Raw genomic sequence first — 21133 nt, 5'->3', positions numbered from 1 at the left:
GCCGGGCACGGTCGGCCACACCCCCCACCCGGCACCCGACGAACCCGCCAGATGACAGGCCGGCAGCGTTACCCCGCCAACCGCCACCGACCATTGCGGGCGACCAGCGTGGTGAGCGCCTGCGGCATCAGGCCGCTGTGGTTGTCCGGGGTCATCCGGATCGGTCCGGACAGACCGTCCATCTGGGACGTCTCCAGCACGTCCCGGATGCCGTCGCGGTTCACCTTTCCGGCCTCGCCACCGGAGCGCAGTTCCGCGTCGGCGATCAGTTCGACGGCGTCCGCCGCGAAGGACGACGACCCGTTGTAGCCACCGAAACGGGCCGTGTAGTCCTGGAACCACTGACGCCGCGCCGCCTTGGCCGGTGTGGTGGCGATCACGTCGTCGATCACCATCGTCTGCGTGAAGATCAGCGTGGCCTGCTCGGTCGCCTTGGCCGCAGCGCCCAGGAAGAGATCCCCGGCTGCCCCCGCGTCGAAGTAGAGCGATCCACGGAAGATGGTCTGCCGGGTGCTGGTGGCGGCCAGTGTCGCCTGCTCCGGCGGGGTCCAGAAGACCAGCGCGTCGGGCTTGCCCGTCACGAGCTGCTGGATCTGCTGACTGACGTCCGTGTCGGTGGTCTTGACCCGCTGCTCGCGCAGCGAGATGTTGACCTTGTTCAGCTCGCTTCTGAGTGCGGCCGCACCCTCCTGGCCGTAGTCGTCGTCGCTGACCAGCATCCCCACCTTGCGGATGTTGTTGCGGCGCAGTTCGGTGGTCAGTGCCGCGGCGCTGTCCGCGGCGTTGGGGCCTAGCTTGAACACGTAGCGTCGTTCGGCGACCGGTCTGGTGATCGCGCCCGAAGCGGCTAGCGCAATGGTGGGAATCCGCTTCTCGTTGATCGTCCCGACCGCTCCGACCGCACATTCGTTGCAGCCGCCCATGATGATGGCGCTGACCCGCGAATCGCTGCTGAAGTCGACGATGTTGCGAAGTGACTCGGCGGAGTCGGAACGGTTGTCCTTCACCGTCAGTTTGATCTCCCGGCCGTTCAGCGCTCCCGAGGAGTTCAACTGATCGACCTTGAGTTTGAGGGCGCGCTGGTATGTCTGGCCAACCGCGGCTGCGGCGCCGGAGAGTTCGAGATCGGCGGCGATCACGATCGGACTCGTGTCTTGCTCCGCCTCGCCAAACTGGCAGCCGGTGAGCGTGGTGGCCACTACGGCCGATGCGAGCGCCGCGATGGTCGCGGAGCGGATGGGGCTCAACTCAGTCCTCCAGGTGCGGGCGCGGGCGCTGCCCGGTCACCGCCGCTAATCCGTCCTCAGTGGAGGACGGGATCTCCTCTGCCGTACGGTGTGCGCGAAGCCTGCAAAACCTTGCCAATGGCCGGCGCTGTGGTCAAGCGCGGACCCCGGCGGCATTTTCGGGACGGCCATCCCACATGCTGGGGTAACGCAATGTTTGCAAAAGGTCACTTTGCATACACGCGTGACCACTCTGGAGTTACATGCCCTGTTCAGGGGCTTGCGGAAATGAAGGTATCAGTTGACCGGATCACGGGATGCGCTCCGTCCGACCGTTTCCTACCTCACTGCGGCTTCCCAAACACGATCATCTCTGATGAAATCGCGGCCGTGCCGCGCGTGGTCCCCTCCGCTTACGGCATGGCTCGGCGGCTCAGGCGGGGAAGAAACGACGGAGGCGATGTCGTGAGCACCGGACCGACGACCCTACCCGCGCTCGGCGATAGCGGTCGGCGTGCGCGCCGACGGATGCCGAGACTGCGGGACGCCCGGATCCGGTCCAAATTGGCGCTGATTCTGGTCGTCCCGGTGGCGGCGGTGATCGCGCTGGCCACGGTCCGCCTGATCTCCGTCGGCGAGGGTGCCTTCGACGCCACCCGGGCCCGGTCACTGACGGCCCTCTCCATCGACGTCAGCGCCCTCACCCAGGACCTGCACGCCGAACGGATGGCCGCAGCCGCCTACCTTTCCAATCCGCAGCAGCCGGCCGACGCGTACAACCTGCGGGTCCGCCGGACGCAGCAGCAGGTGGACGAGTACCGCGCCGAGCGCGGTCGGATCGGCGAGGTACCGGCCGCCCTGCGGGACCGGCTGGCCGCCATCGACGACCACCTGGCGACCCTGGACGGCACCCGGCAGGAGGTGCTGGACCGCCGCCAGATGGCAGTCGCCGAGGCGGTGCTCCGCTACGGAGTCATCCTCACCGACCTGGTCTCCTACGGTGACGGCCTGGCCCAGTTGCCCGGCGCCGAGAGCCTCGCGGACAGCCGCCGAGCGGTCTCCGCGTTCGCCCGCGCCAAGGCCTCGGTCGCCGAGGAAGAGGCCGTCGCCTTCACCGCGTTGGCGGCCGGTCAGCTCGACTCGGAACAGTTCTCCTCCTTCGTGGCAACGTTGACCAGCCAGCAGGAGGCGCTGGTCGCCTTCTCGCTGGCCGCCGACCCGGCGCAGCGCGCCCTGGTCGACAGCACGGTCTCCGGTGACGCGGTTGGCCTGGCCGACCGGGTGGCCACCGACATCACCCGCTCGGTCGGGCAGCGCCCGCTGGTCACCGCGCAGGACGCCACCGCTGCCATCGGCGCCGTGAACGACCTGATGCGGTGGGCCGAGATCCAACTGCAGGACCGTCTGCTCGAGCAGGCCGACCAGGCGCGCTCGGACGTCATCCGGCAGGCCGTGGTCGAGTCGATCCTGGTGCTGCTGACCCTGATCATCGCCGTGTCGCTGGCCGTGGTGCTGGCCCGCTCGCTCAACCACTCGCTGCGTCGGCTGCGTGAGGGCGCCCTCTCGGTGGCCAACCACGACCTGCCCGACGCGGTGCAGCGGCTGCAGAACATGGGCAGCGTGGGCGATGGCGGGGTGGACGAGATCGTCCGGCAGGTCCGGGACCCCATCCAGCTCAACACCCGCGACGAGGTCGGTCAGGTGGCGCTGGCCTTCAACGTCGTCCACCGGGAGGCCGTGCGGGTCGCCGCCGAGCAGGCGGCACTGCGTACCAGCGTCTCGGCGATGTTCCTCAACCTGGCTCGCCGTAGTCAGACCCTGGTCGACCGGATGATCGGCGAGCTGGACGCGATCGAGCGCGGCGAGGAGGACCCGAAGCGGCTCGCGCAGCTCTTCGAGCTGGACCACCTGGCCACTCGAATGCGCCGCAACGACGAGAACCTGCTGGTCCTGGCCGGCGCCGACTCCGCCGTACCGCGTCGTGACGACGCGTTGGTGGTGGATGTGCTGCGCGCCGCCCAGTCCGAGGTGGAGCTCTACAACCGCATCGAGTTCGGGACGGTGGACACCGACATCTCGGTGGCCGCGCACGCGGTCAACGACGTGGTCCGTCTCGTCGCCGAACTGCTCGACAACGCCACCCGGTTCTCGCCGCCGAACACCACGGTGGTCGCCGACGGTCGCCGGATCCGCGACTACGTCCTGATCCAGATCGAGGACCGTGGGCTCGGCCTCACCGACGAGCAGCTCGACTCGCTCAACCGCCGGCTGGCCGCCCCGCCGAGCGTCGACGTCGCCGCGTTCCGGCTGATGGGTCTGGCCGTGGTGAGTCGGCTCGCCTCCCGCTACGGCATCCGGGTGGAGCTGCGCCGCAACGTCGAGGGCGGCACCGTCGCCCAGGTGACGCTGCCGGCCGCCACCGTGGTGCTGCCCAGCAACCGGGGCCGCGAGCAGGTGCTCACCCGGCCGCGTCAGCCGATGGCCGTGGAGCAGGCGCCGCTCACCCCGGCGGGTCACGCCGAGCAGTTCGCCGGTGCCGCGACGTCGGCCGCGACGCTGCCCGACCAGTGGCGGACCAGCGCGCCGGCCCCCGCCCAGTGGCAGTCGCCGCTGGACTCGCGGGACACCACCCCGGCCGTCCAGGCGGGTGGCTACACCGGTCCGCGCTCGCCGCTGCCACCGGTACCCGCGCCAGCCGCCCCGGCACCCGCCGCCCCGCTTCCGCCGGCCCGGCCGGCCTACAGCAGTGGCGCCGGTGCCTCGATGGGCAGCCCCACCGTGGCCTACCCGACAGTCGACCCGCTGCCTCGGCGTGGCTCCACCGCGGATGCCGCGGACGGGCGCGGCGTCCAGGGCCTCCCGGTCGGGCCGGTAGCCGGCCCCGGCGCGGTGGCACCGCCGGCCGCGCCGCCGGTGCCGGCCGCACCGGTGAGCAGCCGGCCGGACTTCCCCGCCGAGGCGCCGATCTTCCGGGAGATGGAGGCGGTCTGGTTCCGGTCGCACGGCGACGACGCCACCGCGATCTTCACCCGGCCCAACTTCGACGAGCCGCCCGCACCCAGCACCGCCGCGCCGGCCGACGCCGGCCTGCGCGCGGGCAACGGCAGCCAGCCCAGCGCCGCGTCCGCGCCGGCCGCGGCACCGGCCCGACCGCCGCTGCCCACCCGCACCCCGGGCAGCTCCAACACCGACGGCACGACCACGCCGGGCAGCGGGGGAGGCCAGAACGGCGCAACCGCCGGTGGGTTCGGCGCACGGCCGTCGGCGCCGCCGTCGTACAACCCACCCCCGGCTGCCCGGACGGCCCCGCCCGCGGTGGACCCGGACGCCTGGCGCACCGCGGCCGACGAGGGCTGGTCCCGGGCCAGCCGGGCCGCCGAGCCCGCCCCCGCCGGGACCACCCGCTCCGGATTGCCCAAGCGGGTGCCGCAGGCACAGCTCGTGCCGGGTGGCATCGAACCGAAGAGCGGCCGGGACCGCAGCCGGCGGACCCCGGATGAAGTACGTGGTCTGCTGTCGGCCTACCACCGCGGTGTGCAGCGCGGTCGCACGGCCGGAACGGACCTGAACAGCACCTCGACCAAGGAGAGCCGATGAACAGGCCAGCTGCCATGCAGGACATGGGTTGGCTGCTCACCAACTTCGCCGACAGCGTGGCGGGCATCGCCCACGTGGTGGCGGTGTCCGCCGACGGGCTGTTGCTCGCGTCCTCCCGGGATCTGCCGGCGGACCGGGCGGACCAGCTCGCCGCGATCACTTCCGGTGTGGTGAGCCTGACCGAGGGCGCGGCCCGGATGTTCAGCGCGGGCGGGGTGTTGCAGACAGTCATCGAGATGGACAGCGGGTACCTCTTCCTGATGTCGATCAGCGACGGCTCCTCGATGGCCGTGCTGGCCGCGCGCAGCTGCGACGTGGGTCAGGTGGGCTACGAGATGGCTCTGCTGGTCGAGCGGGTGGGTGCCGCGCTGGTGCCGCTGCCGCGCGACGCGGTGCGTTCTTAACAGCGAGAGGCGGCGCTCCGACCGAGCGCCGGACCAGGGACGAGAGGCGGCACAGTCCGGCTCAGCAGGGGACGAGGAAGTGATCGGGCATGGACCAACGACGCGTTGACCCGCGCGGCGCGCTGGTGCGTCCGTACGCGGTCACCCGTGGTCGTACCGAGCCCCGGCAGGACATCGCCCTTGAGGCCGTCCTCACCGCCTCTCTCACCCAGGTCGCCGAGTCCCGCTTCGCCGGGCATGACAAGCACCGCATCGCCACGGTCTGTGAGGGCCGAGCACAGTCGCTGGCGGAGATCGCCGCGTATACCCGGATGCCGCTGGGCGTCGCCCGGGTGTTGGTCGCCGACATGGTGGCCGAGAGCCTGCTGACGTTACACACTGCTGCTCCCGCCGAGGGGTTCGAGGAGCGGATGGAACTGCTTGGAAGGGTGCTAAGTGGACTTCGCAGGCTATGACCCCGCAGGGGGGCGGCCGGGCCGGGGAATCGTGTCCGCGAAGATCGTCGTCGCGGGCGGCTTCGGCGTCGGTAAGACGACACTGGTCGGGGCGATCTCCGAGATCACACCGCTGACCACCGAGGCGTTGATGACCGCGGCGGGTGTCGGCATCGACGATCCGTCCAAGGTGCCGGGCAAGGAGACCACCACGGTCGCCATGGACTTCGGCCGGATCACCATGGCCCAGGACCTGATCCTGTACCTCTTCGGTACACCCGGTCAGACCCGGTTCTGGTTCATGTGGGACGAGATCATCCGGGGGGCGGTGGGTGCTGCCGTCCTGGTGGACACGCGCCGGATCACCGACGCGTTCGCCCCGCTGGACTACTTCGAGAACCGCAACCTGCCGTACGTGGTGGCGCTGAACAAGTTCGACGGCGCTCCGCAGTACGAGGCGGAGGAGGTCCGGGAGGCGCTGGCCATCTCGCCGCAGGTGCCGCTGGTGATGACCGACGCCCGGCAACGGGACTCGGTCAAGCAGGTGCTGGTGACGGTGGTCGAGCACGCCATGCTCCGGCTCCAGTCCGAGCACGGGCGGGGCTTCCCCACGCCGGTCGGCTGAACCATCGGGTCACGGCCGGCGCGCGACGGCCGGCCGTGACGCGTTCAGTCCACCCGGAGCCGGTAGCCGCGCTTCACCACGGTCTGCACCACGCGGGGCGCGCGCAGGCCGGCCCGTAGCCGGGCGACGGCCATCTCCACGGCGTGCTCGTCCGCGCCCCGGGGCAGCGTCCGCAGCAGCGCCGTACGGGACAGCACCCGGCCCGGGGACTGGGCCAGCGCCCGCAGCACCGCCATCGGCGCGGGCGCGAGTGGCCGCAGCTCGCCGTCGATCACCGCGGCGTGTCCGCGCAACGTGAGCAGGTGCCCACCGGCCTTGAACGTCACCGTCCGGCGGGGCAACTCGTCGACGATGGTCCGCACCAGCGCGCCCAACCGGGCCCGACCCGGCGCGCTCACCGGCACCCCGCGCCGCAGCAGCGGCTCGGCGGTCACCGCGCCGACGCAACTGGCCAACACATCACTGCGCAACGCGGACAGCACCGCGTCGGTGCGGTCCCCGGCGGCCCGCAGCAACGCCTCGGCCGCCGGCGCCGAGGTGAACGTCACCGCGTCCACCAGCCGGCCGGCGATCAGGTCGATCAACCGGTGCAGCGGTGCCGGGTCGGTCGGCGGTGCCCAGCGGTAGACCGGCACCTCGATGACCGTGGCGCCGGCCGCCTCCAACGCGAGGGTGCACTCGGGCTGCCGCTCGCCGTGCAACTGCATGGCGATGACCTGCCCGGCCACCCCGCGCCGACGCAGGTGGTCGACCACCTCGTCACAGCTCTCCGAGGCGGGCGACCACTGGTCGTGCAGCCCGGCTGCCCGGATCGCACCGCGCGCCTTCGGGCCGCGTGCCACCACGTACGAGCTGGCCAGCACGGAGCGCAGCGGCTCGGCCAGCCCCCAGCCCTCGGCGGCCTCCAGCCAGCCGCGCATCCCGATGCCGGTGTTGGCCATCAGGATGTCCGGCGGCTGGTCGAGGCAGGCGCGGGTCGCCTCGCGCAGTTCGGTGTCGTCGGAGAGCGGCACGATCCGCAACGCCGGGGCGAGCACCACCCGGGCGCCCCGGCGTTCGAGCAGCGCGGCCAACTCGTCGCGCCGCCGGTCGGCGGTCACCCCGATGGTGAAGCCCGCCAGTTCTTCCCGCATCAACCCTCCTGTCGCAGCCGCACCTCGACCAGCCCGTTGCGGCAACGCGCGTCGTGTCGGGCCACGGCCACTCCGGGCAGGTCGAGGCAGTGCCCGGTGCGCAGGTCGTACACCTGCTTGTGCAGCGGCGAGGCGACCGTCGGCACTCCGCCACGGCTGCCGACGATCCCCCGGGACAGCACGTACGCCCCGGAGACCGGATCGCGGTTGTCGATCGCGAACAGCCCGTCGGCGGTCCGGAAGAGGGCGATCTGCACCCCGTCGACCAGGGCGGCGACGCCCCGATCCGGTTCCAACCGGTCGAGGTGACAGACGGTGGTCCAGGTCAGTGTGAGGGTCTGGGTCATCGCCGTACCTCCGGTAGGCCGAGGGTGACCGGTTGCCGACGGTGACCGTTGGTCGGCTCGGATCCGGTCGGGGAATGGTCGCGTACGGGTACCAGTTGGCCGCGTTCCCGGGTGAAGGTGATCGACGGGTCGGGCACGTCGGGGGCGTTGACGAAGGAGGTGTAGCGGCGCAGCCGATCCGGGTCGTCCAGCACGTCGCGCCACTCGTCGGAGTACGACGACACGTGTCGGGCCATCGTGGCGTCGAGGTCGGCGCAGAGCCCGAGCGAGTCGTCCACGATCACCGAGCGCAGGTGGTCCAGACCGCCGTCCATCGCCTCGATCCAGCCGGCCGTGCGTTGCAGCCGGTCGGCGGTGCGGATGTAGTAGATCAGGAACCGGTCGATCAGGGTGATCAGCGCCTCCGTGGACAGGTCGGTGGCGAACAGGTCGGCGTGCCGGGGCCGGAAGCCGCCGTTGCCGCCGACGTAGAGGTTCCAACCGGTCTCGGTGGCGATGATGCCGAAGTCCTTGCTGCGCGCCTCCGCACACTCCCGGGCGCAACCGGAGACCGCCGACTTGAGCTTGTGCGGTGCCCGCAGCCCGCGATAGCGCAGCTCCAGCGCGACGGCCAGCCCGACCGAGTCCTGCACCCCGTAGCGGCACCAGGTCTCGCCCACGCACGACTTCACCGTGCGCAGCGCCTTGCCGTACGCGTGACCGGACTCGAAGCCGGCGTCCACCAGCCGCCGCCAGATCAGTGGCAGCTGCTCCACCCGAGCCCCGAACAGGTCGATCCGCTGCCCACCGGTGATTTTGGTGTAGAGCTGGAAGTCCCGGGCTACCTCGCCGATCACGATCAGCTTCTCCGGGGTGATCTCGCCGCCCGGTATCCGGGGCACCACCGAGTAGCTGCCGTCGCGTTGCAGGTTGGCCAGGAAGTGGTCGTTGGTGTCCTGTAGGGACGCCTGCTCGCCGTCGAGCACGTGCCCGCTGCCGAGCGAGGCGAGGATCGACGCCACCACCGGCTTGCAGATGTCGCAGCCGCGCCCCCGACCGTGCTCGGCGACCAGCCGGGAGAACGTGCGGATGCCACGCACCTGGATGATCTCGAACAGCTCCCGTCGGCTGACGTCGAAGTGCTCGCAGAGCGCGCGGGACTGCGCCACCCCCGCCGCGTCCAGGAGCTGCTTCAGCATCGGCACGCAGGAGCCGCAGCTGGTGCCGGCCCGGGTGCACGCCTTCAACGCCGCCACGTCCGCGCAACCATCCGCGATGGCGGCGTCCACGTCGCCGCGGGTCACCGCGTTGCAGGAGCAGACCTGGGCGGTGGCGGGCAGCGCCCCGGCGTCCGCCCCGCCGCCGTCGGGCGCGAGCAGCGCCAGCGGCGCGGCCGGCAGCGGGCCGCCCACACTGGCGCGCAGCGTCGGGTACGCGCTGGCGTCCCCGACCAGCACCCCGCCGAGCAGGGTGTGCGCGTCGTCGGAGAGGACCAGCTTCGCGTAGACCCGGGTGGCCGGGTCGGTGAACGTGACGTCCAGGCAGCCCTCGGTCGCACCGTGGGCGTCGCCGAACGAGGCCACGTCGACGCCGAGCAGCTTGAGCTTGGTGGCGGTATCCGCCCCGGGGAAGGTCGCGGCGCCACCGACCAGCCGGTCGGCCACCACCTCGGCCGTCGCGTACCCCGGCGCGACCAGACCGTGGCAGGTGCCGTCGACCGCCGCGCACTCGCCGACGGCCCAGATCCGTTCGTCGGCCGTGCGGCAGGTCGCGTCGACCAGCACCCCGCCGCGCGGGCCCACCGGCAGGCCGGCGTCCCGGGCCAGCTGGTCCCGGGGCCGGATGCCGGCGGCCACCACCACCAGCTCCGCGTCGATGGCCGTGCCGTCGGAGAGCTCCAGGGCCGCGACGCCGCCGTCCGGGCCCGGACGGATCGCGGTGGTCGCCACCCCCAGATGCGTCCGTACGCCCAACTCGTCGACGTAGCGTCGGAGCATCGCACCACCGGCCTGGTCCACCTGTACCGGCATCAGCCGGGGCGCGAACTCGACCACGTCGGTGCTCAGGCCGAGCAGCCGCAGCGCGTTCGCGGCCTCCAGGCCGAGCAGACCACCGCCGATCACCGCACCGGCCCGCCGGCCCTGGGCGTACGACCGGATCGCGGCCAGGTCGTCCAGGGTCCGGTAGACGAAGACCCCGGGCAGGTCCGTACCGGCCACCGGCGGCACGAACGGGTACGACCCGGTGGCCAGCACCAGCGCGTCGTAGCGGTACTCACCGACGGCGGTGGTCACCACCTGCCGGTCCCGGTCGACGGCGGTGGCCGGCTCACCGAGCCGCAGCCGCACCCCGTCGTGCGGTGTGTGCAGGTTGAGTTCGCTCTCACTCACCCCGTCGAAGTACGCCGAGAGCCGCACCCGGTCGTACGCCGGGCGGCCCTCCTCGGCCAGCACGGTCACCCGCCAGCTGCCCTCTGGGTCACGGGCGCGCAGCGCGTCCACGAAACGCTGCCCAACCATGCCGTTGCCGATCACGACCAGATCGCCGCCGCTCATCGCGTCACCTCCACCGATTCCGCTTGGCTCAACCAGTCGACGATGCCGCTCACCGCGTCCCGGCATCCGCCGCATCCGGTGCCGGCCCGGGTCGCGGCCACCACCGCATCGACCGTCCGGGCGCCGGAGCGCCAGCATCTGACCAGTGCGCCCTTGCTCACCGTGTTGCACTGGCAGACCGTGGCCGCGTCCGGCATCAGCGCCGGCGAGGCGGCCGGGGTCGCCCCGACCGCGCCGAGTGCCCGGCCGAGCAGCAGCGCCCGCCGGTCGCTCGGCACCGGCTGACCACGGTCGAAGAGTTGGATCACCGTGCCGACCGCCGGGTTGTCGCCGAGCAGGATCGCCCCGATCAGCCGCTCGTCCCGGATGCGCAACCGGGCGTACGTGCCCCGGGTCGGGTCGGCGAAGGTCAGCTCCTCGTCCAGCCCACCACTGGCCGCGTCACCCATCGAGGCCAGGTCGATCCCGGCGGCCTTCAGCCGGGTCACCACCGGCCGGGGCCGGTACCGGGCCAGTGGGTCGGTGCCGGTCAGCACGTCGGCCAGCACCTGGGCCTGGGCCCAGGCGGGGGCGACCAGCCCGGTGAGCACGCCGTCGTGTTCGGCGCAGTCGCCGATCGCCGAGATGGACCGGTCGTTGGTGCGGAGCCGGTCGTCCACCACCACGCCGCGGCGCACGGTCAGGCCGGCGGCCTGCGCGAGGGTGGTGTCCGGGCGGACGCCGCAGGAGAGCACCAGCAGGTCGGCGCGGAGCGATCGGCCGTCGGCCAGGTCGAGGCGGACACCGTCGGGGTCGGCGGCCACGCCGGTCGCGGACACTCCCAGTTGGACGGTGACGCCGAGACCGGCGAGTGTGCCGGCGAGCACCGCGCCGGCCGCCGGGTCGAGCTGGCGTTCCATCAGGTGCTGTCGCGGGTGCACCACGGTGGTGGCCAGCCCCCGGGTGGCGAGACCTCGGGCGGCCTCCAGGCCGAGCAGCCCGCCGCCGAGCACCAGCGCGGTGCGGGCGCCGTCCGCGGCGGCGAGGATCCGCCGGCAGTCGTCCAGGGTGCGGAAGGGGACCACGCGCTCCGGCAGGTCCGCCGGGTCGAGGCCGGGCAGCGACGGCACCACCGCGCGGGCACCGGTGGCCAGCACCAGGTGGTCGTATCCGATGCGTTCGCCGTCGTCGGTGCGGACCTCCCGGGCGGCCCGGTCGACGGCGCAGACCGGTACGCCGCTGCGCAGGTCGACGCCGTGCCCGGCGGCCTCGGTCAGCTCCACGTCCGGCTCGTCGATCCGTCCGGCCAGCAGGGTGGAGAGCAGGATCCGGTTGTACGCGCGGTGCGGCTCGGCCCCGAGCACGGTGACCTTCCGGTCGCCCTCCCGGGCGTGCAGCTCACCGGCGAGACGCGCGCCCGCCATGCCGTTGCCGACGATGACCACCCGGGCGGTCATGCCTTCTCCACCCGGACCGCGCAGATCTTGAATTCGGGCATCCCGGAGATCGGGTCCACCGCGTCGTTGGTCACCGAGTTGGCGCGTCCCGCCCCCGCGTAGTGGAACGGGGCGAACACGGTGTCCGGTCGGATCCCGGCGCTGAGCCGGGCCGGTGCGCACAACTCACCCCGGCGCGAGGTGACCCGCACCGGGTCGCCGTCGTCGATGCCCAGCCGGGCGGCCAGGTCGGGGTGCAGCTCCACGAACGCCTCCGGGGCGGCACGCCGTAGCGCGGCGACCCGGCGGGTCTGGGTGCCCGACTGGTACTGGGCCAGCACCCGGCCGGTGGTGAAGTGCAGCGGGTAGGTGGCGCAGACCTCCTCGGCGGCCGGCCGGTGGTCGACGGGGTGGAAGCGGGCCCGGCCATCCGGGGTGGCGAACCGGTCGGCGAAGAGTCGTGGTGTGTCCGGCCCGTCCTCGGTGGGGCAGGGCCAGTAGACGCCGTCGTCGGCGTCGATCCGGTCCCAGCTGATGCCGGCGTAGTCGGCGGCACCGCCGGCGGAGGCGCGGCGCAGCTCGGCGAAGACGGTGCTCGGGTCGGCTGGGAACCGGGCCGCCGCGTCGGCGGCGGCGGTGTCGTCGGTGGCCAGCCTCGCCGCGAGGTCGGAGATGATGGCCAGGTCGGTCCGGACGCCCGGCGGGGGTGGCCGGAGTGCGCGCCGACGCAGCACCCGACCCTCCAGGTTGGTCATGGTGCCGTCCTCCTCGGCCCATTGGGCGGTGGGGAGCACCACGTCCGCCAGCGCGGCCGTCTCGGAGAGCAGGAGGTCGGCGACGACCAGCAGGTCCAGGTCGCGCAGCCGGCCCTCGATCCGGGCCGCGCGGGGCGCCGAGACCACCGGATTCGAGCCGAACACCAGCAACGCGCGCGGGCCGCCCGGGGTGCCGAGCGAGTCGAGTAGTTGGTAGGCGGGCACTCCCGGGCCGGGCAGCTCGTCGGCGGGCACGCCCCAGACGCCGGCCACGTGCTCCCGGGCCGCCGGGTCGTCGATCTTCCGGTAGCCGGGGAGTTGGTCGGCCTTCTGCCCGTGCTCCCGGCCGCCCTGGCCGTTGCCCTGGCCGGTGAGGCAGCCGTACCCGGAGCCGGCCCGACCGGGTAGGCCGAGGGCGAGGGCGAGATTGACGTACGCGCTGACGGTGTCCACCCCCTTGGCGTGTTGCTCGGCGCCGCGCGCGGTCAGGATGATCACGCGACCGCCGGTGCCCAGCGTGCGGGCGGTCGCCTCCAGGTCGGCCACCGGCACACCGGAGAGCTGTTCCGCGCGGGCCGGCCACCAGGCGGCCACGCCACGGCGGACCGCGTCGAATCCGGTGGTGCGGTCGGCCACGTACGCCCGGTCGACCCAACCCTCGGTGAGGGCGATGTGCAGCAGCGCGTTGGCCACCGCCAGATCGGTGCCGGGCAGCGGTTGCAGGTGCAGGTCGGCCTGGCGGGCGGTGGCGGTAACCCGCGGGTCGACGACGATCAGTTGACCGCCGTTGCGGCGCTGCTCGGTGAGCCAGCGCACCAGCGGCGGCATGGTCTCCGCCGGGTTCGCCCCGACCAGCAGTAGGGTGTCGGCCTGGCCCAGGTCGGCGAGGGGGAACGGCAACCCGCGGTCGATGCCGAAGGCGCGCATCCCGGCGGCTGCCGCCGAGGACATGCAGAACCGTCCGTTGTAGTCGATGTGCCGGGTGCGCAGCCCGATCCGGGCGAACTTCCCCAACGCGTACGCCTTCTCGTTGGTCAGGCCACCCCCGCCGAAGACGGCGACCGCGTCCCGGCCGGCGTCGTCCTGGACGGCGCGGATGCCGGCGACCACCCGGTCGAGCGCGGTGTCCCAGCTTGCCGGGTGCAGCGTGTCGGTGGCCGGGTCGCGCACCAACGGGGTGGTCAGCCGCTGCGGGTGGTCGAGCAGCTCGGCGGCGGTCCAACCCTTCTGGCAGAGCCCGCCCCGGTTGGTGGGGAACTGGCGCGGGTGGACCGTCACTCCGGCGTCGTCCTCGCGCAGCGTCATGCCGCACTGCAGCGCGCAGTACGGGCAGTGCGTCGCCACCTCCCGGGGTGTTAGCCCCGGTGGAGTTGCCGACCATGCACCGTCTGTCATGTCGGGAAAGCGTGCCGGCGGGCGGTTTCCGGTCCGGGTCCCTTCTGTTTCGGTCCTGTCAAGTGGGGCTCACACCGCACAGGAGCAACGCGCAGAACGGGTGGGCGACGGCTGGACCAGCCCCACCCCGCGCCGATCTTGCAGTTTCGGTCGCCGAGATGCGCGGGATGCCCCCTATGCGGCGACAGTAAGTGCAAGATCGCGAAAAAGGTGCGGCTCAACTTCGTCGATCATGGAGTTGCGGTGCCTGATTTTGGGGCCACCCGGGCGCTTTGTCGCCCACCACAACTCCATGATCGACGAGACGGCGCGCGCGGGCCGGCTTTCGCGGGTGCCCAGGGTCGGGGCCGTTCGCCGCGCGGCGCTTATAATGTGGGAAAGTTGTCTCAAACTATGGGAGGTTGCCATGAGCGTGGCGGATGTGTTCGACGCGGTGGCCGGCACCTATGACGAGGCCCGCAGGCGGCTGGTGCCCTGCTTCGACGCCTTCTACGCCACCGCCGTCCAGGTGGCGGCGCCGCCGCTGCGCGCCGCGCTCGCTGCCGGTCGTACCCCCGAGGTGTTGGATCTGGGCGCGGGCACCGGGCTGCTCTCGCTGCTGCTGTCCGCCGCGGTGCCCGGAGTCCGGCTGACCCTGGTGGACGGAGCGCCGGCGATGCTCGCCCGCGCCACCGACCAGTTGGACGCGCGGTCCGTGCCACACCGAACGGTCCGGGCCGACCTGGCCGACGAGCTGCCGCCGGGCCGGTACGACGCGGTGGTCAGCGCGTTGGCGATCCACCACCTGGACGACGCCGGCAAGCGCGCGCTCTACCGGCGGGCTGCCGCCGCGCTGGCACCGGGCGGGGTGTTCGTCAACGCCGAGCAGGTCGCCGGCCCGACCCCGGAGCTGGACCGGCGCTACGACGAGGTGTGGCTGGAGCGGATCACCGAGCTGGGCGCGTCGCCCGCCGAGATCACAGCCTCCCGGGAGCGGATGCGCCACGACCGACCGGCGACCGTGACCGACCAGTGCCGGTGGCTCGCCGAGGCGGGCCTGGTCGACGTCGACTGCTACTTCAAGGAGTGGCGTTTCGCGGTGTTCGGCGGTCGGGCCGGGTAAGCCCGGCGGAATGTGCGTTTCGCCGCCCGGGGACGGGCCGGTGCGCATGGGGATGACTGTTGGTCACACCGGCGGGTAATCTGCTCGGCATGACTGCCAAGGTGACTCTCTCGTTCACGGACGAGACGATCGAGGAAGCGCGGCGGTTCGCCAAGCGCGAGGGGCTGTCGCTCTCCGCGTGGATGGACCAGGCCGCCCGGGAGAAGGCGCTGCGCGAGGTCTTCACCGCGCATGCCGCCGCCGTGGGCCGCGCCGGCCTGGATCTGGAGTCCGCCGCCCTCGCCGACGCCCGCGAGGTAGGCATGATCAACGACCTGTTCTCCGGCGGACGGCCGCGTGCTGCGTAGGGGTGAGATCTGGCGCATCGAGGGCGCCCGGGAACGCCTCGGCCTCGTGATCAGCTCGGATGTCTATAACTCCACCGACGTGCCCATCGTGATCGTGGTCGAGGTGGTCGAGGAGTCGCTGCTGCGGGACTCGCCGCTCGCCGTGTCGATGGGCCGGTACGTGGTGATGCCCGACCGGATCTCCTCGCCGATGAAGAAGTGGTTCACCGACTGCGTGGACGTCGCCGACACCGACACCATGCTCCGGGTCGGCCGCGCGCTGCGGATACTTCAACAGCTCTGACCGCCCACCTCACCATCGCCGCCGGCCCGTGGTGCGGTCCCCGTTTCCGGCCCGACCCGCGCCGGGCACTGCGGGGTAACCGGGTGTTCCTAGCGTCTCTCCTCGTCACATCGACGAGGAGGAGCCGCCGTGAGCACGCTCACCAGCACCGCAGTCACCGCCGAGCCGCCTGCCGTCACCGGTCGCCGGCAACCGCTGCACGACTGGCGCCCCGAGGACCCGGACTTCTGGCAGACCACCGGCGCGCCGATCGCCCGGCGCAACCTCTGGGTCTCGATCTTCGCCGAGCACGTCGGCTTCTCGGTGTGGAGTCTCTGGTCGGTCACCGTGCTCTTCCTCGGCCCCGCGTACGGCATCGATCCGGCCGGGAAGTTCCTGCTCACCGCAGTGCCCGCCGCCCTGGGCGCGGTGTTGCGCCTGCCGTACACGCTGGCGGTGGCCCGCTTCGGCGGACGCCGTTGGACGATCATCAGCGCACTGCTGTTGCTGGTGCCCGCGGTGCCGATGACGGTGCTGCTGGAACCCGGGGTGTCCTACACCACCCTGATGGTGCTCGCCTGCCTCACCGGGGTCGGCGGCGGCAACTTCGCCTCCTCGATGGCGAACATCAACCTGTTCTACCCGTCGCGGCTCAAGGGGCGCGCGCTCGGGCTCAACGCCGGTGGCGGCAACCTGGGCGTACCCGCGGTGCAGCTGGTCGGACTGGCGGTCCTGGCCACCGCCGGTGCCGCGTACCCCCGGTTGGTGCCGGCGGTCTACCTGCCGCTGATCGTGCTGGCCGCGCTGGCAGCGGCCCGCTGGTTGGACACCGTGCCCGGGGCGCGCAACGAGCCGGGTGCGTTGCGGGAGGCGGCCCGCGACCCGCACACCTGGGTGATGTCGCTGCTCTACATCGGCACCTTCGGCTCGTTCATCGGCTTCGGCTTCGCCTTCGGTCAGGTGCTCCAGCTGCAGTTCGCCGAGCGGTTCCCCACCCCGATCGACGCGGCCTGGCTGACCTTCCTCGGCCCGCTGGTCGGCTCGTTGATCCGGCCCCTGGGCGGGCACCTCGCCGACCGGCTGGGTGGGGCGCGGGTCACCTTCTGGAACTTCGTGGCGATGGCGGCCGGCGCGGGCACCGTGCTGTACGCGGCCCGGGAGCGCTCCTTCGGGCTCTACCTGGCCGGGTTCCTCGCCCTCTTCGTCTTCTCCGGCATCGGCAACGGCTCCACCTACAAGATGATCCCGGCGATCTTCCGGGACCGGGCGGCGCACGCGGTGGCCACGGGCCGGCGTGATCCGGAGGCCGCCGCGCGGTGGGCGCGGCGGATGACCGGCGCGTTGATCGGCATCGCGGGTGCGATCGGCGCCTTCGGCGGGGTGCTGGTCAACATCGCGTTCCGGCAGTCGTTCCTCAGCTCCGGCAACGCCGACGCGGCCTACCTGGCCTTCATCGGCTGGTACGCGTTGTGTTTCGCGGTCACCTGGGTCGTCTACCGCCGGCCGAGGGCGGATCGGCTCGCCAACGTGTGAGCTGGGCCACGGCCGGCGTGTCGCCGCCCGGCACCGCACCCCCGTTTTGACCTGCGGACGGGGCGCCGGGTATCGTTGCCTGCTGTTGTACGACATCCAGAGGCGTGCCCCATCAGGTACGCTTGGTCGTTCGTGCGCGCTGGTCCGGCCTGCAAGTTCTGGTCACCTCGGCGCGCGACCCCAGACCGACGACGAGACAAGGTAGACCTGTGCGTACGTACAGCCCGAAGCCGGGTGAGATCGAGCGTCAGTGGCACGTCATCGACGCCTCTGATGTCGTGCTGGGCCGCCTGGCCACCCACGCCGCCACGTTGCTGCGTGGTAAGCACAAGCCGACTTTCGCGCCGCACGTCGACACGGGCGACTTTGTCGTCATCGTGAACGCGGGCAAGGTTGCGCTGACCGGCAACAAGCGCCAGACCAAGGTCGCTTACCGCCACTCCGGTTACCCGGGTGGTCTGAAGCAGGTCGGCTACGACGAGCTGCTGACCAAGCGCCCCGAGCGGGCCATCGAGCTGGCCGTGAAGGGGATGCTCCCGCACAACAAGCTCGGCCGTCAGCTGATCAAGAAGCTGAAGGTCTACGCCGGTGCCGAGCACCCGCACCTCGCGCAGCAGCCGGTGCCGTTCGAGATCAAGCAGATCGCGCAGTGAGCGCGGGCGAAGGAAGCAGCATGACCGACATCACCGAGACCGAGGTCGCCCCCGAGGTCACCGAGGCACCGGCGCCCGTCGCCCGCGCGCCGCGTGGTGACCGCCCGATCCAGACCGTGGGTCGGCGCAAGGAGGCCATCGTCCGGGTCCGTATCGTTCCGGGCACCGGCAAGATCACCTGCAACGGTCGCGACCTCGAGGCCTACTTCCCGAGCAAGGTGCACCAGCAGCTCATCAAGGACCCGCTGGTCACCGCCGAGAAGCCCGAGGCGTTCGACGTCATCGCCAACCTGCGTGGCGGCGGCACCACCGGCCAGGCCGGTGCGCTGCGGCTGGCCATCGCCCGGGCGCTGATCGTCAACGAGCCGGACGACCGCCCGGCTCTGAAGAAGGCCGGCTTCCTCACCCGGGACGCCCGGGTCAAGGAGAGCAAGAAGTACGGCCTCAAGAAGGCCCGTAAGGCTCCCCAGTACTCGAAGCGCTGATCTTCTCCAGCGCGTTGTACTTCTGACGGACGGCCGGTCCGCCTCCCCTGCTGGGGAGGTGGGTCGGCCGTTCCGCTTTCTCCTCACAGGCAGTGCTCATTCGGAGGTTGGCGGGTATGGGTCGGTTGTTCGGCACGGACGGCGTACGCGGGCGGGCAAACGCGGATCTCACCCCGGAGTTGGCGCTGGCGCTCGCGGTGGCCGCCGCGCACACACTCGCCGAGACGGACCGCAGCCATCCGCCGCTCGCCGTCGTCGGCCGGGACACCCGCGCCAGCGGCGAGATGCTGGAGGCCGCCGTGGTCGCCGGTCTGACCAGCGCCGGCGCCAACGTGGTGCGGGTCGGCGTGCTGCCCACCCCCGCGGTGGCGTTCCTCACCGCCGAAGCCAAGGCCGACCTGGGCGTGATGCTCTCCGCGTCGCACAACCCGATGCCGGACAACGGCATCAAGCTCTTCGCCGCCGGCGGGCACAAGCTGCCCGACGAGATCGAGATGCGGATCGAGGCGGCCGTCGAGACGAACGCCACCACCGCCTGGGACCGGCCCACCGGCGCCGGCGTCGGCCGCGTGCACGACCTGCTCGACGGCGCCGACCACTACGTCCAGCACCTGGTCGGCACCGTCGCGCACCGGCTGGACGGGATCAAGGTCGTGGTCGACTGCGCCAACGGCGCCGCCGCCGAGGTCGCCCCCGTGGCCTACCGGGAGGCCGGCGCGGAGGTCATCGCCATCCACGCCGAGCCCGACGGGCTGAACATCAACGACGACTGCGGCTCCAACCACATCGAGGCGCTGCGCGCCGCCGTGGTCGAGCACGGCGCCCACCTGGGCATCGCCCACGACGGCGACGCCGACCGCTGCCTGGCGGTCACCGCCGACGGCGACGAGGTGGACGGCGACCAGGTGATGGCGATCCTCGCGCTGGCCATGCGGGACGCCGGCACGCTCACCCAGGACACCCTGGTGGCCACCGTGATGAGCAACCTCGGGCTGCGGCTCGCCATGTCCGCGCAGGGCATCCGCCTGATCGAGACCAAGGTCGGCGACCGGTACGTGCTGGAGGAGTTGCGTGCCTCCGGGCTGGCGCTCGGCGGTGAGCAGAGCGGCCACATCGTCATGCCCGCCCACGCCACCACCGGCGACGGCGTGCTCACCGGTCTGCACCTGATGGCTCGGATGGCGGCCACCGGCCAGTCCCTCGCCGAGCTGGCCTCGGTGGTCACCAAGCTGCCCCAGGTGCTGATCAACGTGCCGGTCGGCGACCGGACCGTCGGTGCCGCCGCGCCAGCCGTACGCGCCGAAGTCGAGCGGGCCGAGGCGGAGCTGGGCGAGGCCGGCCGGGTGCTGCTGCGCCCGTCGGGCACCGAGCCGCTGGTCCGGGTGATGGTGGAGGCGGCCACCGAGGCGACCGCCCGATCCGTTGCCGAGCGGATCGCCGAGCTGGTCCGCACCGCGAGCCCGGTCGGCTGACACCGCCTACCGGCGCTCCTACAACCGCAGTTGGGTCGCCCGCCCGTACGTGTCTGCGGGGTCCTCGCCGTCGGTGAGGTCGAGGTCCTCGGTGACGCGTCCGTCGAGCTGCGCAATCTGGACGGCCTGCGCCGGGGCGCCGAGGATCCGGTGGTCGGGTTGCTGCTCACCGCGGCGAGCCGGCACGTGTCGGCGGACCTGTCGTTCGTCGACGACGCCGAGTCGGTGCTGCTCGGAGACGGAGGCCAGGTCAGCGGCTCGGAGTCAGGGCGCGCAGCCGGGTGACCGCCTCGGTCAGCACCTCGGGGCGCTTGCAGAAGGCGAACCGGACCAGCCGCCGGCCCGCGTCGGTGTCGTCGTAGAAGACCTGGGTGGGCACCGCCACCACGCCGCAGCGCTCCGGCAACGACCGGCAGAACTCCACCCCGTCCCGGCCGCCGAGGGCGGTGATGTCGGCGGTGACGAAGTACGTCCCCTCCGAGGTGAGCACCGTGAACCCGGCGTCGGTGAGTCCGCCGACGAGCTGGTCACGCCGCTGCTGGAGGCTGTCCCGGAAGCCGGTGTAGTAGTCGTCCGGCAGGGCCAGCGCCACGGCCACCGCCGGTTGCAGCGGCCCGGCGTTGACGAAGGTGAGGAACTGCTTCACCCGCAGCACCGCCGAGACCAGCGCCGCCGGGCCGCTCGCCCAGCCGACCTTCCACCCCGTGCAGGAGAACGTCTTGCCGGCCGACGAGATGCGCAGCGTCCGCTCCCGCATCCCGGGCAGGCTGGCCAGCGGCACGTGCGGGCTCGCCGCGTCGGTGAAGACCAGGTGCTCGTACACCTCGTCGGTGACCGCGTACGCGCCGAACTCCTGGCACAACTCGGCGACCAGCGCCAACTCGGCCGGTGTGAAGACCTTGCCGGTCGGATTGTGCGGTGAGTTCAGCAGCACCAGCCGGGTGCGCGGGCCGAACGCCGCACGCAGCGCCGCCGGGTCGAAGGCGTACCGACCGTCGGCCGTGGGGCGCAGCGTCACCGGCCGGCGGACCGCGCCGGCCAGTGCGATCGAGGCGGCGTACGAGTCGTAGTACGGCTCGAAGCAGACCACCTCGTCGCCCGGCTCGCAGAGGGCGAGGATGCTCGCCGCGACCGCCTCGGTCGCCCCTGCGGTGATCACGATCTCGCGGTCCGGGTCGTACGCCAGGTCGTGGAACCGCAGCTGATGAGCCGCGACGGCCGCGCGCAGGGCGGGGATCCCCGGGCCGGGCGGGTACTGGTTCTGCCCGCTGCGCAGCGCCTCGGCGGCGGCGGCCAGCATCTCCGGTGGGCCGTCGGTGTCGGGGAAGCCCTGGCCGAGGTTGACCGCGCCGGTGCGCACGGCGAGGGCGGACATCTCGGCGAAGATCGTCGTGCCGAACGGCCGCATCCGGGC

General features: G+C 72.2%; 19 protein-coding genes. 12 read left to right on the top strand and 7 right to left on the bottom strand.

The annotated features are described in order from the left end of the window. Positions 1–68 precede the first annotated feature (68 nt). Positions 69–1247: an ABC transporter substrate-binding protein gene (locus ACIBF8_RS21355; RefSeq protein WP_396785071.1), complete on the bottom strand. Its 1179-nt coding sequence runs from the start codon at positions 1245–1247 to the stop codon at positions 69–71. A gap of 444 nt (positions 1248–1691) precedes the next feature. Between ACIBF8_RS21355 and ACIBF8_RS21350 the strand changes: the two genes are divergently transcribed. From ACIBF8_RS21350 to ACIBF8_RS21335, 4 genes are all read left to right on the top strand, one after another. After that, complete coding sequence (locus tag ACIBF8_RS21350) at positions 1692–4823, top strand: nitrate- and nitrite sensing domain-containing protein (protein ID WP_396785070.1); 3132 nt, start codon at positions 1692–1694, stop codon at positions 4821–4823. Further along, positions 4820–5227: a roadblock/LC7 domain-containing protein gene (locus ACIBF8_RS21345; RefSeq protein ID WP_030329975.1), complete on the top strand. Its 408-nt coding sequence runs from the start codon at positions 4820–4822 to the stop codon at positions 5225–5227. Before ACIBF8_RS21350 ends, ACIBF8_RS21345 begins: the two co-directional genes overlap by 4 nt. Positions 5228–5316: 89 nt before the next feature. Continuing rightward, positions 5317–5682, top strand: coding sequence for a DUF742 domain-containing protein (locus tag ACIBF8_RS21340; RefSeq protein ID WP_088950207.1), 366 nt, complete (start codon positions 5317–5319; stop codon positions 5680–5682). Then, on the top strand, positions 5663–6286 hold the full coding sequence (locus tag ACIBF8_RS21335; RefSeq protein WP_030329978.1) for an ATP/GTP-binding protein: 624 nt from the start codon (positions 5663–5665) through the stop codon (positions 6284–6286). The genes ACIBF8_RS21340 and ACIBF8_RS21335 overlap by 20 nt, the downstream gene beginning before the upstream one ends. Before the next feature lie 44 nt (positions 6287–6330). Here the strand turns inward: ACIBF8_RS21335 and ACIBF8_RS21330 are convergent, their stop codons facing one another. The 5 genes from ACIBF8_RS21330 to ACIBF8_RS21310 are packed head-to-tail and all read right to left on the bottom strand — an operon-like array spanning position 6331 to position 13865. After that, positions 6331–7419, bottom strand: a complete 1089-nt coding sequence (locus ACIBF8_RS21330) for a uroporphyrinogen-III synthase (protein ID WP_091402337.1) — start codon at positions 7417–7419, stop codon at positions 6331–6333. Beyond that, positions 7419–7766: a nitrite reductase small subunit NirD gene (gene nirD, locus ACIBF8_RS21325; protein WP_396785069.1), complete on the bottom strand. Its 348-nt coding sequence runs from the start codon at positions 7764–7766 to the stop codon at positions 7419–7421. The genes ACIBF8_RS21330 and nirD overlap by 1 nt, the downstream gene beginning before the upstream one ends. Continuing rightward, complete coding sequence (gene nirB, locus ACIBF8_RS21320; RefSeq protein ID WP_396785067.1) at positions 7763–10300, bottom strand: nitrite reductase large subunit NirB; 2538 nt, start codon at positions 10298–10300, stop codon at positions 7763–7765. The genes nirD and nirB overlap by 4 nt, the downstream gene beginning before the upstream one ends. After that, positions 10297–11736, bottom strand: a complete 1440-nt coding sequence (locus ACIBF8_RS21315; RefSeq protein WP_396785066.1) for an FAD-dependent oxidoreductase — start codon at positions 11734–11736, stop codon at positions 10297–10299. Before ACIBF8_RS21315 ends, nirB begins: the two co-directional genes overlap by 4 nt. Further along, entirely contained in the window at positions 11733–13865 is a 2133-nt protein-coding gene (locus ACIBF8_RS21310) for a molybdopterin oxidoreductase family protein (protein WP_396785065.1), read from the bottom strand. Before ACIBF8_RS21310 ends, ACIBF8_RS21315 begins: the two co-directional genes overlap by 4 nt. A 406-nt stretch (positions 13866–14271) precedes the next feature. Between ACIBF8_RS21310 and ACIBF8_RS21305 the strand changes: the two genes are divergently transcribed. From ACIBF8_RS21305 to ACIBF8_RS21270, 8 genes are all read left to right on the top strand, one after another. Further along, positions 14272–14967 (top strand): class I SAM-dependent methyltransferase, encoded by a 696-nt coding sequence (locus ACIBF8_RS21305; protein WP_396785064.1) that lies wholly within the window; start codon positions 14272–14274, stop codon positions 14965–14967. A gap of 89 nt (positions 14968–15056) precedes the next feature. Continuing rightward, positions 15057–15314, top strand: a complete 258-nt coding sequence (locus ACIBF8_RS21300) for a DUF6364 family protein (RefSeq protein ID WP_396785063.1) — start codon at positions 15057–15059, stop codon at positions 15312–15314. Beyond that, on the top strand, positions 15304–15597 hold the full coding sequence (locus ACIBF8_RS21295) for a hypothetical protein (RefSeq protein ID WP_396785062.1): 294 nt from the start codon (positions 15304–15306) through the stop codon (positions 15595–15597). Before ACIBF8_RS21300 ends, ACIBF8_RS21295 begins: the two co-directional genes overlap by 11 nt. A 129-nt stretch (positions 15598–15726) precedes the next feature. Next, on the top strand, positions 15727–17109 hold the full coding sequence (locus ACIBF8_RS21290) for a nitrate/nitrite transporter (RefSeq protein ID WP_396785060.1): 1383 nt from the start codon (positions 15727–15729) through the stop codon (positions 17107–17109). A gap of 209 nt (positions 17110–17318) precedes the next feature. After that, positions 17319–17762: a 50S ribosomal protein L13 gene (gene rplM / locus ACIBF8_RS21285; protein WP_007465158.1), complete on the top strand. Its 444-nt coding sequence runs from the start codon at positions 17319–17321 to the stop codon at positions 17760–17762. 20 nt (positions 17763–17782) lie between these two features. Continuing rightward, positions 17783–18247: a 30S ribosomal protein S9 gene (rpsI, locus tag ACIBF8_RS21280; RefSeq protein ID WP_145778939.1), complete on the top strand. Its 465-nt coding sequence runs from the start codon at positions 17783–17785 to the stop codon at positions 18245–18247. A 116-nt stretch (positions 18248–18363) separates the two neighbouring features. Next, positions 18364–19719: a phosphoglucosamine mutase gene (glmM, locus tag ACIBF8_RS21275; RefSeq protein ID WP_396785059.1), complete on the top strand. Its 1356-nt coding sequence runs from the start codon at positions 18364–18366 to the stop codon at positions 19717–19719. 30 nt (positions 19720–19749) lie between these two features. Continuing rightward, positions 19750–20004: a hypothetical protein gene (locus ACIBF8_RS21270; protein WP_396785057.1), complete on the top strand. Its 255-nt coding sequence runs from the start codon at positions 19750–19752 to the stop codon at positions 20002–20004. Here ACIBF8_RS21270 and ACIBF8_RS21265 read toward each other — a convergent pair. Continuing rightward, positions 19970–21127 (bottom strand): pyridoxal phosphate-dependent aminotransferase, encoded by a 1158-nt coding sequence (locus ACIBF8_RS21265; protein WP_396785239.1) that lies wholly within the window; start codon positions 21125–21127, stop codon positions 19970–19972. The two genes, ACIBF8_RS21270 and ACIBF8_RS21265, sit on opposite strands and share 35 nt — an antisense overlap. Between the last annotated feature and the right edge of the window lie 6 nt (positions 21128–21133).

The organism is Micromonospora sp. NPDC050276 (genome assembly GCF_044459545.1).
Classification (GTDB): Bacteria; Actinomycetota; Actinomycetes; order Mycobacteriales; family Micromonosporaceae; genus Micromonospora.
Note: the sequence above shows the minus strand (reverse complement) of the source record. Positions and strands in the feature narration are given on the sequence as shown.